This window comes from Actinomadura soli (assembly GCF_005889715.1).
Classification (GTDB): Bacteria; Actinomycetota; Actinomycetes; order Streptosporangiales; family Streptosporangiaceae; genus Spirillospora; species Spirillospora soli.
Map to the genome: position 1 here is coordinate 1 of NZ_VCKW01000108.1, position 13198 is coordinate 13198.

At 72.2% G+C, this 13198-nt stretch carries 12 protein-coding genes and 1 pseudogene; 11 read left to right on the plus strand and 2 right to left on the minus strand.

Going from position 1 to position 13198, the window contains the following annotated elements:
• The 10 genes and pseudogenes from ETD83_RS21195 to ETD83_RS21240 form a co-directional block, all read left to right on the plus strand.
• Positions 1–186 (plus strand): annotated as a pseudogene (locus ETD83_RS21195) (hypothetical protein); the annotation flags it as partial.
• Positions 187–469: 283 nt separating this feature from the next.
• The gene (locus tag ETD83_RS21200; RefSeq protein WP_138646880.1) at positions 470–2236 is read left to right on the plus strand and encodes an acyl-CoA dehydrogenase family protein; all 1767 of its coding nucleotides are present in this window, start codon (positions 470–472) and stop codon (positions 2234–2236) included.
• 6 nt (positions 2237–2242) lie between these two features.
• On the plus strand, positions 2243–3994 hold the full coding sequence (locus tag ETD83_RS21205) for a fatty acyl-AMP ligase (RefSeq protein ID WP_138646881.1): 1752 nt from the start codon (positions 2243–2245) through the stop codon (positions 3992–3994).
• Between the two features lie 85 nt (positions 3995–4079).
• The gene (locus ETD83_RS21210; RefSeq protein WP_138646882.1) at positions 4080–4661 is read left to right on the plus strand and encodes a PadR family transcriptional regulator; all 582 of its coding nucleotides are present in this window, start codon (positions 4080–4082) and stop codon (positions 4659–4661) included.
• Between the two features lie 207 nt (positions 4662–4868).
• The gene (locus ETD83_RS21215; protein ID WP_138646883.1) at positions 4869–5528 is read left to right on the plus strand and encodes an ATP-binding protein; all 660 of its coding nucleotides are present in this window, start codon (positions 4869–4871) and stop codon (positions 5526–5528) included.
• Positions 5529–5573: 45 nt separating this feature from the next.
• Positions 5574–5921, plus strand: coding sequence for a hypothetical protein (locus ETD83_RS21220; protein WP_138646884.1), 348 nt, complete (start codon positions 5574–5576; stop codon positions 5919–5921).
• A gap of 167 nt (positions 5922–6088) precedes the next feature.
• On the plus strand, positions 6089–8941 hold the full coding sequence (locus ETD83_RS21225) for a sensor histidine kinase (RefSeq protein ID WP_138646885.1): 2853 nt from the start codon (positions 6089–6091) through the stop codon (positions 8939–8941).
• Positions 8938–9387 carry a roadblock/LC7 domain-containing protein gene (locus tag ETD83_RS21230; protein WP_138646886.1) on the plus strand — a complete coding sequence of 150 codons (450 nt, stop codon included), beginning with the start codon at positions 8938–8940 and terminating at the stop codon, positions 9385–9387. The genes ETD83_RS21225 and ETD83_RS21230 overlap by 4 nt, the downstream gene beginning before the upstream one ends.
• Positions 9388–9393: 6 nt before the next feature.
• A complete protein-coding gene (locus ETD83_RS21235) occupies positions 9394–9900 on the plus strand; it encodes a DUF742 domain-containing protein (RefSeq protein WP_138646887.1) in 507 nt (168 codons plus the stop codon).
• On the plus strand, positions 9881–10540 hold the full coding sequence (locus ETD83_RS21240) for a GTP-binding protein (protein WP_138646888.1): 660 nt from the start codon (positions 9881–9883) through the stop codon (positions 10538–10540). Before ETD83_RS21235 ends, ETD83_RS21240 begins: the two co-directional genes overlap by 20 nt.
• A gap of 44 nt (positions 10541–10584) precedes the next feature.
• On the opposite strand, the gene ETD83_RS21245 is transcribed toward ETD83_RS21240, so the two are convergent.
• On the minus strand, positions 10585–11070 hold the full coding sequence (locus ETD83_RS21245; protein ID WP_205717798.1) for a winged helix-turn-helix transcriptional regulator: 486 nt from the start codon (positions 11068–11070) through the stop codon (positions 10585–10587).
• Between the two features lie 65 nt (positions 11071–11135).
• Between ETD83_RS21245 and ETD83_RS21250 the strand changes: the two genes are divergently transcribed.
• Positions 11136–12563 carry an MFS transporter gene (locus ETD83_RS21250; protein ID WP_138646889.1) on the plus strand — a complete coding sequence of 476 codons (1428 nt, stop codon included), beginning with the start codon at positions 11136–11138 and terminating at the stop codon, positions 12561–12563.
• A gap of 196 nt (positions 12564–12759) precedes the next feature.
• On the opposite strand, the gene ETD83_RS21255 is transcribed toward ETD83_RS21250, so the two are convergent.
• The gene (locus ETD83_RS21255) at positions 12760–13188 is read right to left on the minus strand and encodes a MarR family winged helix-turn-helix transcriptional regulator (protein ID WP_138646890.1); all 429 of its coding nucleotides are present in this window, start codon (positions 13186–13188) and stop codon (positions 12760–12762) included.
• Between the last annotated feature and the right edge of the window lie 10 nt (positions 13189–13198).

Below are 13198 nucleotides of genomic sequence, written 5' to 3' on the forward strand. Positions count from 1 at the left end.
GCCCGGGTGGCGGGCAAGGCCGTCCAGGGGCTCGACCTGCTCAGGTTCGGCGACACCGGCCTTGTCACCGACCTGACGGTCATGGTCCGCCCGCTGCCCGCGGCGATGACGCTCGCCCGGGTGGTCGGCAGGCGGATGGAGGCGGCGGAGGGAACGGGGGGCCCGTCCGACCCTGCTCAGCGCTAGAGCCCGGCCCACCTCTAGAGAGTCGAAGGAAACGATGGACAGTAAGGTCCCCGCGACCCCCGCGACCCCCGTTCACCTGGCGAGCGCCGTGCCCGCGCCGCGGCCTTCCGAGCCCCCGCGGCACCCCGGACGCGCCGAGCCGTCCCCTGAGAACGCGTTGCCCCCTGAACACGCGTCGTCCCCTGAGAACGCGTCGTCCCCTGAAAAAGCTTCGTCCCCTGAAAACGGCGCGACCCCCGAAAACGGCGCGACCCCTGAACACGCCGTGGCCCCTGAGAACACAATGCCCGCTGTGCCGGGGCTGTCGCCCGCGCATCGCATCGCCGCCGACCTGGACCGCCGTCTCGGCGACCCGATGGACGACGCGGCCGGACCGTTCTCCTACAAGGCGATCGTGGAGGCGGAGGAGCGCGACGAGCTTCCGCCGGGCGCGGTCGACACCGTCCGGGCCTGGGGTTTCCCGAAGTATCTGGTGCCGAGCGGTCTCGGCGGGCGGCTGACGACGCTGGAGGAGCTGTTCTTCGTCACGCGCGGCATCTCGCGCCGCAGCGTGACCGTCGCGGTGATGTACGGCTCGGGTCTGCTGGCGGTGAACCCGGTGTGGCTGTGGGGGGACGACCGGCAGCGCAGGACGGTCGCGGACGGCGTCCTGGACGGCGACCTGGCCTGCTTCGGCGTCTCGGAGGCCGACCACGGCAGCGATGTGATGGCGTCGGAGTCGGAGGCCGAGCCCGAGGGGGACGACCTCGTGCTGACCGGGACGAAATGGCCGGTCGGCAACGCCACCCGCGGACGGTTCGTGACCACCTATGCCAAGACCGGCACGCGTGACTTCTCGCTCATCCTGGTCGACAAGAACGAGCTGGACCCGGGCACCTGGTCGACGCTGCCGCCCGTGCGGACGGTCGGGCTCCGCGGCCACGACCTGAGCGGTGTCGCGTTCTCGGGCGCGCGGGTCCCGGCCGACCGGGTGATCGGGCGGCGCGGGTCCGGGCTCGTCCAGACGCTGAAGACGCTGCAGATCACCCGGACGGCGATCGCCGCGCTGTCGGTCGGGACGATGGACGCGGTGGTGCGCATCGGGATGGAGTACTCGCGGCGCCGCACCCTGTACGGCTCGGACATCTACCAGATCCCGGTCATCCGCGACCATCTGGTCAAGGCGCATCTGGATCTGCTGATCGCCGAGTGCGTCGCGATCCCGGTGGCGCGCTGCCTGACGGTCGCGCCGGGACGGCTGAGCCTGTGGTCGTCGATCGTGAAGTACTTCGTGCCCGTCCTGGGCGAGGAGGTCGTGGCCAGCATCGGGACGGTCCTCGCGGCGCGCGGCTACCTGCGCGAGGGCGTGGCGCACGGCGTGTTCCAGAAGCTGCAGCGCGACCACGCGATCGCGAGCATCTTCGAGGGCACCACGCACGTCAACCTCGCCAACGTCGCGGGTCAGCTGCCGTTCCTGATCGAGCCGCCGGAGGACACCGGCGGCCCGGGTGATTCCGACGCCGACGAGCTGCTCGCCGACCTGTTCTGCTGGACGCGGACACCCCCCGCGTGGACGCCCGACGGCCGCCTGCTGCAGCTCACCAACGAGGGCCGGGACGAGATCGGCCAGCGCTTCGACGTGATGTCCGAGGAACTGCTGACCGCGGCCAACGCCCATGCCGCGCCCGGCGTCGCCGCGGAGCTGAAGGAGCTAATGTCGGCCGTCGGCGGGATGCGCGCCAAGGTGGAGGAGGGCATCAGGGCCAGCGAGGGCGACACGTCGTCGGTGGCTGCGCTGGCTCGCGCCAAGCGGTACTGCGAGCTGCACGCGATGTTCTCGTGCGTCCTGACCTGGCTGCACAACCGCCACGAGTTCGGCGGGCCGTTCGCCGAGGGGCAGTGGCTCGTGCTGTGCCTGCAGCGCCTGCTCCAGCGCGCGCAGCCCGACACCCTGCTGTCGGAGGAGTTCCTCCCGTCGCTGGAGGGCGCGATGTTCCGCAACTTCGACGACGGCCGCTGGTTCTCCCTGCTGTCCCTGGCCGAGTTGCTGGCTGACACAGGGGACGGGTGACCGGCGATGCGGAAGCACCAGGATTTCGTGTCGCTCGCCCGGGAGAACATCCACGCGCACGGTGACGACCGGTCGTTCACCTTCGTCAGCGAAGAACGGCTCGGGAAATACAAGGAGAACGTGCTCGGATTCGCCGAACTCGACCGCAGAGCCCGCGCGCTGGCCTGCGACCTCCAGGCTCGCGGCCTGCAGGACAGGGCCGTCCTGCTGCTGTACCCCGAGGGGCTGGAGTTCCTGACGGCGTTCCTGGGCTGCCTGTACGCGCGCGCCATCGCCGTCCCCGCGCCCCTGCCCGACCTGGACGCCGGACGGTTCGGCCGCACCCGCCGGATCATCGAGGACGCCGAGATCGCGCTGATCCTCACCGACACCGCCCACCGCTCCACCGTCGAGACCTGGCTGTCCGGAGCCGACCTGGAACGGCGCGTCCGCGCCCTCGACACCGAGGCCGCCACCGGCGCCGACCCCACCGGCTGGACGCCGCCGGACCTAGGCCCGGACACGCTCGCCTTCCTCCAGTACACGTCCGGCTCGACCAGCGAGCCCAAGGGCGTGATGGTCACCCACGGCAACCTGCTGTGCAACGGCGAGGAGATCAAACGCCGGATCGGGGGCACGCCCGCCACCGTCGGGGTCGGCTGGGTGCCGCACTACCATGACATGGGCCTGGTCGGTCAGGTCCTGCAACCGCTGTACCTCGGCTGCCGGTACGTGTTCACCTCACCGATCACGTTCATCAAACGTCCCGTGCTGTGGCTGGAACTCATCACCCGCCATCGCGGCACGATCACCGTGGCGCCGAACTTCGGGTACGAGCTGGCCCTGCGCCGCGTCACCGACCGCCAGCTGGACGGCCTGGACCTGTCGTCCCTCCGTGTCGTCAAGAACGGCGCCGAGCCCGTCCGGGCCGCGACGCTGGAGCGGATGACCGAGCGTTTCGGGCCGGTCGGGTTCCGGCCCGGCATGTGGATGCCCTGCTACGGCATGGCCGAGACCACGCTGCTGGTCACCGCCGCGCCCCTCGGCGCGGGTCCCGTCATCCGCGACTTCGACGCCGAGGCCCTCGCCCTCGACAAGGCCGTCCCGGCCCCGGAAGGGGGCGGGGCGCGGCGGCGGCTGGTGGGCTGCGGGAGTCCCGTCACCCTGGACGTCGGCGTCGTCGATCCCGAGACCCGTGCCCGGCTGCCGGAGGGGCAGGTGGGGGAGATCTGGGTCCGCGGCGGAAGCGTCGCCCAGGGATACTGGGAGAACCCGGCCGCGAGCCGCGAGACCTTCGGCGCGCACACCTCCGACGGGGAAGGCCCCTACCTCAGGACGGGCGATCTCGGCTTCCTCGCCGACGGCGAACTGTTCGTCACCGGACGGATCAAGGACCTCATCATCGTCAACGGGCGCAACATCCACGCCCACGACATCGAAGAGGCCGCCGGCGAGGCCCATCCCGCGGCGCTCACCGGCGCGGCGTTCACCCTCGACGAGGGCGACCAGGAGCACGTCGTCATCGTCCAGGAGATCAGCACGAGGGTCGCCGGCGGGACGCCGCTGGACGAGCTGGCGGCCCTCATCAAGACGAAGGTCGCCCGCGCGTTCGAGCTGCCCGCGCTGAGCGTCGTCCTCGCCGGACGGGGCACGGTACGGCGCACGACCAGCGGAAAGACACAGCGCCGCCAGACCCGGGACGCGTTCGTCCAGGGTCAGATCGCCGGGCTCGCCGGCGACCTCGACCCCGCCCTCGCGTATCCGGAAAAATCACCCTAACCAATCCTAGTCAAAAGCATGACTAATCATGTCTTTGTCTGCTAACGTCGGGTTCACCCTGAGTCAAGGCGGGGAGAGAAGGCCGATGGCGCTACGTCACGCGGTGCTGGCGGCGCTGCTCGATGGCGAGTACAGCGGCTACCAGCTGGCAAAGATCTTTGATTTGTCCGTCTCCAACTTCTGGCACGCCGTACCGCAGCAGCTCTACTCGGAGCTGTCGAGGTTGGAGACGGAAGGTCTGATCAGCGGGCGGCAGATCATCCAGCACGACCGGCCCAACAAGCGCGTGTACACCGTCACCCAGGCCGGACTCGACGAGCTCGAGCGTTTCGCGGCCACCCCAGCCAAGCCCGGCATCATCCGCGAGAACCTGCTCGCGATGGTCCAGGCCGTCGACCACATCTCCGCGTCCTCCGTCATCGCGCAGCTCGAAGACCGGGCGGTGGCGTCCGCCGCCAAGATCGAGGTCTTCGAGCACACCATGAAGCACCTGCGCGGCGACCTGGACGAGGAGACGTTCCTCCGGACCGGCTCCCCGGTCGGCCCGTACCTGACCTGCATGCGCGGACTGCGCTTCGAGCAGGAGAACTACGAGTGGTTCACCAGTACCGCCCGGTTGCTGCGCACCCGGACGGGCACCCGCGCCGAGGAAGGCGAACCGTCATGACCGCCCGCTCGGTCGAGACCGTGCACGTCGTCAAGGTCGTGCACGCCGTCGAGACCGGGCTCACGGCGCGTCGCCGGTCCCGCGTCCCCGGCCACCGTGCCGCCGCATGCCCGAACGGCGGCGGCACCAACCCCCTAGCCCCTCCCAGCCTCGCGTCCCGGCCGGGCTGGATCGGGGCGACACGCCTTAGTCAAGGAGGCGTTCCGCATGTCGGGCGAACACCACACCATCGAACTACCTAGCACCCTGGCCACGCCGTCCGACGGCACGGCCCCGACCAACGGCACGACCGCGTCCAACGGCGCGGCCTCACCCAATGGCACGGCCACGTCCAATGGCACGGCCACGTCCATCGGCACGGCCCCGTCCAACGGACAGGCCCCGCCCGACGGCGCGGCCCACCTGTACGGGCTGCCGGCGCTGGACGACCCCACCGAACCGGCCGCGATCCTGCTGGGCGAGCTGACGATGCCCGCCGAGCACGAGGCGGTGCCCCAGGCCCGGCGCTTCAGCCGGTCCGTCACGACGGGGTCCGGCATCGGGCACGTCGGCGACGACGCGGAGGTCCTGGTCTCCGAGCTCGTCACCAACGCCGTCCGGCACGCCGCGATCCCCGGCACCGCGCTGTCGCTGAGGCTGCTGCGCGCCGGCACCCGGCTCCGCATCGAGGTCCACGACCAGAGCGCCGGCGTCCCGCGCACGCGGTTCGCCGACGGCGGCGTCGTCGACCTCATGGAGGAGACGGGACGGGGCTGGTTCCTCGTCGCGGTCATGGCCGAACGGCACGGCACCGACCACACCCCGGCCGGCAAGGCGGTGTGGTGCGAGATCGGCGCCTGGCCGCGGGACGCGCTTCCCGGCGGCTGAACCCCGCCTTTCCTCGCAGAACCCCGCGTAGCGATGGGAAGCACCATGTCCGTTGACTACTACCGCTCGGACGGGAGACGCGCCACCTCCGACGAGGCCCAGCGGCTACTGCTGGACGTACGGGGACGCCTGCTGGCACAGGACGTCATCCGCGTCGGCGGCGTCGTGGTGGTCGTGTCGACCTGGTTCACCGTGATCGACCTCGGGTTCGCGGCGGACGGACGACCGCTGCTGTGGCAGACGATCGTGTCCGACCTCTCGATGCACGCCGATGTCGGCCGGTACTCCACGCGCGAGAAGGCCGTGCACGGGCACGCCCGGGCCGTCGCGAAGATCACCAGCCGGCTCCGCGGCCTGGTCGCGCGCGCGGCCCTGGACGAGGCGCGCCCCTGACCGCACTCCGCGACACGACCGCACTCCGCGACATCGACCGCACTCCGCGACACCGTCCACACTCCATGACACTGACCACACTCCGCGACCAGAGCGAAAGCCGAGCCGGAGACCGAAAGAGCGGGCCACGGATCGCGGCCCGTTCCCCCGCATGAGGTTGTGATCTGATGGTTGGCGACGGCCGGCCGGCGGGCGCCCACGCGGCCGCCTCGAACACCGAGTCCCCGCACGGCGAGTCCGCCCACGGGGAGTACCCGCATCACGCGTCCGCCCGCGAGCGCCGGCGAAAGCGCCCGATCCGCCTGCGGATCACGGCCCTGCTGCTGGTCCCGCTGGTCTCGCTCATCGCCCTGTGGGCGTTCGCCGCGAACATCACGGTCGGCGACGCCTCCGACAAGTTCGACTTCTCGACGACGTACGAGAAGATGGGCCTGCCCGGCATCAACCTGGTGGGCCTGCTCCAGGCCGAACGATCCCTCAGCGTCGTCGCGCTCAGCACCCGCGACGCCAAGGACAGGCAGAAGCTCGGCGGGCTGCGCGCACGGGTCGGCGCCATGGAGGCGTCCTTCCGCAGGACCGCGACGTCCGCCGAGGCGAGGGACGCGGCCGAACCCGAGACGGAGCGGCGCCTCGCCGTCGCGATCAAGGCGCTGGACACGCTGCCGCAACTGCGCGCCCAGGTCGACGCGGGGAGCGCCGAGCCGCTCGACGTCATCAACGCCTACAGCACCGTCCTCGACGAGGTCATCAAGGTCTTCAACGGGCTGGTGACGGTCAACGACGTCGCCATCCTGACGCAGGGCCGCGCGCTGATCAGCCTCGGCAACGCCCGCGCCTACATGCTCCGCGAGGACTCGCTCGTCACCGCCGCGATGGCCCGCAACGGGCGGCTCACGCCCGCCGAGCACACCGCGTTCATCCAGTGGGCGGCCGAGGGGCGGCGCGAGTTCGACGCCGGGCTCGCCGACCTGAACGCCGAGATCCGCGGGCCGCTGGAGCAGCTCGCCGCGTCCGACGGCTTCCAGCGCTACCGCGCCGCCGAGGCCGCGATCGTCAACGCCCGGGGCGACCGGCTGCCCGCCGAGGCGGCGGACTGGCAGGCGACCACCCAACTGCTGTCCCAGGCGTGGGCGCAGAAGGTCACGCAGGCGAGCCTGGCGCTCAACGAGATGGCCAAGCCGATCGGGGACCGGATCATCATGCGGCTCGTCCTCGCGGGCGGGTTCGGCCTGCTCGCGGTGGTCGTCTCGATCGTGCTGTCGCTGCTCGCGGCCCGCAGCCTGTCCCGCGAGCTGCGCGGGCTGCAGCGCGCCGCGCTGCACCTCGCCGAGGACCGGCTGCCCGCCGTGGTGGCCCGGCTGCGCCGCGGCGAGGAGGTCGACGTGGACGCGGAGGCGCCGCCGCTCGGCGGGCTCATGGAATGGGGCAAGACCAAGGAGGTCGCCCGCGTCGGCGACGCGTTCACGCGGGTGCAGCGCACGGCCATCGACACCGCCGTCCGCGAGTCGTACCTGCGGCAGGGCATCAGCCGCGTGTTCCTCAACGTCGCGTGGCGCAACCAGTCGCTGCTGCACCGCCAGCTCCGCATGCTGGACGAGATGGAGCGCGGCGCGTCCGACCCGAAGGCCCTGGAGGACCTGTTCCGCCTCGACCATCTCACCACCCGGATGCGCCGGCACGCGGAGGGCCTGGTCATCCTGTCCGGGACGTCCCCGGGCCGGGGCTGGAGCAGGCCCGTGCACGTCGAGGACGTGCTGCGCGCCGCCGTCTCCGAGGTCGAGGACTACACGCGCGTCGAGGTCGTCGTCGTGACCGGACCGTCCTCCAGCGCCCACCCACCGCCATCCAACGGACGAGCTCCGCTCGACGGAGCGCCCGCGGTGATCGGCGAGGCCGTCGCCGACATCATCCACCTGCTCGCCGAGCTGATCGAGAACGCCACGGTGTTCTCGCCCGCGCCGACCGAGGTGCTCGTCCGCGGCGAGATGGGCGCCAACGGGTTCGCCGTCGACGTCATCGACCGCGGCATCGGCCTCGACCAGTCCGAGCTCGACGCGCTGAACCTGCGGCTGTCGCGGCCGCCCGAGTTCGACCTCGCCGTCACCGACCGGCTCGGCCTGTTCGTCGTCGCCCGCCTCGCCGGCCGGCACGGCATCCGGGTCGCGCTGCAGCCGTCGCTGTACGGGGGCGTCAGCGCGGTCGTGCTGATCCCGCGCGAGCTCATCGTGGACGCCGAACAGCCCGAGGACGAGGACGCCCCCGGCGACGTCCCCGTCGCCCGCGCGAACCCCGCGCGGGAGAACGGGACGTCCGCGCGGAACGGCTCGACGAGGGCCTGGCCCACGCCGGAGGCGCCCACGTCCACGGCGATGCTCAACGCGCCGACCTACGACACCGACATCACCTCGCACGACATCACGTCACCCGATACGCCGGCGTCCCTCACGGGCCAGCCGGAGTACGACGCGACGGCGGGGTTCAACGCGCCGCCGTCCATAGAGGACCGGCCCTCGTACGACCGGTACGAGACCCCGCCGCCGTACGAGACCCCGCCGTCGCCGCCGTACGAACCACCACTGCCCGAGCCGTCGCCGCACGAGACCCCGCCCTACGGGACGCCCGTCCACGACGCGACGCGCCCGTTCCAGGCCACGGGCTCGATCCCGCCCTACGGCCACGACCCCTACGGCGGCGGGACGGGCGCGTTCGAGTCGCCGCCGTCGTTCGGCGAGGCCCAGGCCCAGGCGCAGATGCAGGCCGGCAGCGGCGGGCGGACCCCGCTGCCGCGCCGGGTCCGCGGCGGCAACCTGGCGCCGCAGCTCCGCGACACCGCCCCGCAGGCGGAGGTCTTCGCGGCCGGATCCGGAACGGCGGAGGCGCCCGCCGAGGACGCGATCGTCTCGTGGGAGGCGCGCTCGGCGGAGGCGTCCCGCGACCTGTTCGCCTCGCTCCAGGCCGGCTGGCTGCGCGGCCGGGACGACGACGAGGAACCCATGGACGACACGGAAGGACGATCATGAGCCGCCAGGGAGTCGCGACCGAGCTGAACTTTCTCCTGGACGATCTGGTCGACCGGGTCCCGCAGGTCCGCAAGGTCGTGGTCCTGTCGCGGGACGGGCTCGTCATGGGCATGTCCCGGGGCGTCGGACGCGAGGACGCCGAGTACCTGGCGGCGCTCGCCGCCGGGTTCCAGAGCCTCGCGACCGGGGCGCGGGCGCAGCTCGGGTCCGGCGAGATCCGGCAGACCCTGGTCGAGATGGACGACGGGCTGTTCTTCGTCGTCCCCGCCGGGGCCAACAGCTGCCTGGCCCTGCTCAGCGAGGTCGGCGCGAACGCGGGCCTCGTCGCCTACGAGATGACGATGCTCGTCAAGCGCGTCGGCCGGCAGCTGTCCACGAGCGTCAGGCAGAACGGACCAGGCCCTTCACCGGGCCCCGCACCAGGCCCAGGCCCAGGAACCAGGTGACGTGCGATGGACCCCGGCGACGCGGCCGGGGCCCCCGATCACGGGGGCCCGGGCAGGGAACGGTGGCTGGACGCCGCCGCCGGACCCATCGTCCGTCCCTACGCGGTGACCCGCGGCCGCACCCGGGCGAACGGCGAGCCGCTGGACATCGTGGCGATCCTCGTCGCGACCGGCCGGCGGCCCGCCGATCCCGGCCGGCTGTCGCGCCACCAGCGGCGGCTGCTGGCGCTGTGCCGCCGCCCGCACGCGCTCGCCGACCTGGCCTCCGACCTCGACCTGCCGCTCGGTGTGATCCGGGTCCTGGTCGGCGACCTGATCGACTCGGGCCTCGTGGACGTCCAGCGGTGGTCCGCGCCGGCCGACGATCCGCTGGCCGGGCTCCCGGCGGGCGGCCTGCCGTACGCGGGCCCGTCCTACGCGGGCGCACCGCACAGCGGCTCGCCGCACGCGAACGCGCCGCACACCGATCCGAACCTGCTCAGGAGGGTGCTCGATGAACTCCGCGCGCTCTGACCTCCCGCCCCAGCCGGACACGCTCGACGCGCCGGAGCCCTCCGACGCCCCCGCCGACCACGACGAACGGCTGGACGGCCCGCGCGTCGCGCTGAAGATCCTCGTCGCCGGCGGGTTCGGTGTCGGGAAGACGACGCTCGTCGGCGCGGTCAGCGAGATCCGGCCGCTGCGCACCGAGGAGGCGCTGACCGACGTCGGGGTCGGCGTCGACGACCTCGACGGCGTGGCCGCCAAGACGACCACGACCGTGGCGATGGACTTCGGCCGCATCACGCTGCGCGACGGCGTCGCCATCTACCTGTTCGGGACGCCGGGCCAGGAGCGGTTCTGGTTCATGTGGAACGAGCTGTCGCGCGGCGCGCTCGGCGCGGTCGTGCTGGCGGACACGCGGCGGCTGATGGCGAGCTTCGCGTCCATCGACTACTTCGAGCAGAAGGGCACCCCGTTCGTCGTCGCCGTCAACTGCTTCGAGGACGCCGAACGCTACGACCCGCCCGAGATCCGGATGGCGCTGGACATCGACCCGCACGTGCCCGTCCTGCTGTGCGACGCGCGCCATGCGCTGTCGGCGAAGCAGGTGCTGGTGTCGCTGGTCGAGCACGCGCTGCGCCTCGCCGGCGGCTCCAGCCGCCGCCTCTAGCCGCCGGACGCGGCGGGCGTGGCGCCGCGTCCGGCCCGCGGCGGTCAGTCCTCCTCGGGCTGGGGCGGGCGCATGATGATCTCGTCCACCCCGACGTCATGGCCGTCCGCGCACCTGACCTGCGCCGTCACGGCCTCGCCGCAGCCGGTGTGCGTCAGCATGACCTGGCGCCCCTCGTCGCCGGGCAGGTAGGTCTCGCCCCATTCCATGAGCCCGACGAGGGTCGGCGCGAGGTCCTGGCCCATCTTCGTCAGGTGGTACTCGTAGCGGGTCCGCTGCCCGGGCTCCTGGTAGGGCTCCCGGCTGAGCAGGCCGGCCTTGACGAGGTGGCGCAGGCGCGCGGTGACGGCCGATTCGGTCATCTCGAGATTGCGGACGAAGTCGCCGAACCGGTTGGTCCCGAAGTAGGCCTCGCTGAGCACGAGCACCGCCGACGGCGGGCCGAGCGCGGCGAGCGTCCTCGCGACCGGGCAGTTCTGCATCGACCAGCTGTCACGGTCGGCGAAGTGCCCCTCTAGTGCGATTGTCACCCGCCCACTATAAACCTGCTGACTTCGCTTGACCAAAGTCAGGCCGCTCGCTAGCCTCGCTGACTATGGTGCAACAAAGTCAGGTGCGCCCCCGGCCGGTGCTCGCGGTGCTCTCCGTCGCCTCCTTCATGGCGGGCCTCGACCTGTTCATCGTCAACGTCGCGTTCAACGACATCGGACGCGATTTCCCCGGCCAGTCGATGGCCGACCTGTCCTGGGTGCTCAACGGGTACGCGATCGTGTTCGCCGCGCTGCTCGTCCCGCTCGGACGGCTAGCCGACCGCTACGGCCGCAAGCCCGGCCTCATCGCCGGGCTCCTCGTCTTCACGCTCGCCTCCCAGGCGTGCGCCGTCGCGCCGTCGCTGTGGTGGCTCGTCGGCTTCCGCGTCCTGCAGGCCGCCGGCGCCGCCGCGCTCATCCCCACCAGCCTCGGGCTCCTGCTCTCGGCCTACCCGGCCGCCCGCCGCGCCGGCGCGGTGCGGATCTGGTCCGCGTCCGCCGCGCTCGCCGCCGCGGCCGGCCCCGCGGTCGGCGGCGTCCTGGTGGACGTCTCCTGGCGCTGGGTTTTCGAGGTCAACATCCCGATCGGGATCGCGGTGACGCTGCTCGCGCTGCGGTTCGTCCCCGACTCCCGCGACGGCGCCGCCGCCCGCCTGCCCGACCTGCCGGGCACCGCGGTGCTCACCCTCGCCATCGCGCTCCTCGCCCTCGGCCTCGTGAAGATCAACGACTGGCCGGGCGAGCGGACCACGATCGTCATCGCCGGGGCGCTCCTCGGCCTCGCCTGGTTCTGGCTGCGCTCCCTCCGCCACCCCGCGCCGGTGATCGAACCGTCCCTCCTCGCCGTCCGGACCTTCTCCTGGTCGAACGCGACGATCCTGCTGTTCACGGTCGCGTTCGCCGCGAACCTCCTGCTCGGCGTCCTCTGGATGCAGCAGATCTGGCACTACTCGCCCATCAGGACCGGGCTCGCCGTCGCGCCCGGCCCGCTGATGGTGCCGATCATGGCCCTGGTCGCGGGCAGGCTCGCCGCCGCGCGGGTCCCCGTCGGTCTGATCACCGCCGTCGGGTGCATGCTGTGCGCGTTCGGTGTGGCCGTGATCGCGATGAGCCTCGGCCCGGCACCGGCCTACACCACCGAGCTGCTGCCGGGCTGGCTCATCGGCGGGATGGGCGTCGGCCTCGCCCTCCCCACGATCCTGTCCGCGGCCGCCGTCGACCTGCCGTCGCACCGCTACGCCACCGGCAGCGCCGTCGTGAACATGAGCCGCCAGATCGGCAGCGTCCTCGGCGTCAGCCTCGCCGTCGCCGTCCTCGGCACCCCGCACGGCTACGCCGACGCCCACAACGGATACGTGAACGCCTGGTTGACGGTCGCCGGGTTCATGGCGGTCGCCGCGATCGCCGCACTTGGCATGACCCCGCGCCGGCCCAGGCCGTCCTCGCCCACCGTCCCCGAGAAAGAAACGGAAGTGGTCGCTGGCACCTCCTAGCCCCCCACAACGCCTACGTACGAACACCGCACCGGGGCATCGGACGAAGCCTTGACCCGGACCTCACGGCCCGGTTCGCCCGACCGCCCCGCACCACAACGGGCACCTCATCCGGAGGAGGTGCCTGTTGTCGGTGTTCCCGCCATGACGGCTGAAGACCTCGGCCCGGGTGGTCTCGCCGCTCGCGCCGGGTGAGCTAGTCGCCGGGCGGGACGTCGAGAGCCCTCAGCTCGGTGTTCAGCCGGTCGAAGATCGGCGCGAGGCTGCGCAGCTCGGCCAGATGGACCCGGCTCAGCTCGGCGAGGACGCCGTCCGCCGAGGCCGTCAGCCGCACCCGGATCACCCGGTTGTCGTCCCGGTCGCGCTCCCGGCTGACCAGGCCCGCGGACTCGGCCCGGTTGACGAGCTCCACCGTGCTGTGATGGCGGAGGAGCAGGTAGCCGGCCAGCTCCCCGATGGTCGGGGGCCGCGCGGCGCCATGCCCTTTGACGGCGAGCAGCAGCTGGTGCTGCGCCGGAGTCAGGCCCGCCCCGCGCGCCGCCCCCTCGCTCCAGCGCAGGAAGCGCCGGAGCCCGGTGCGGAAGGCCAGCAGAGCGGTGAAGTCCTCCTGGGTCAGTTCCTGCACGGGTCTCCGT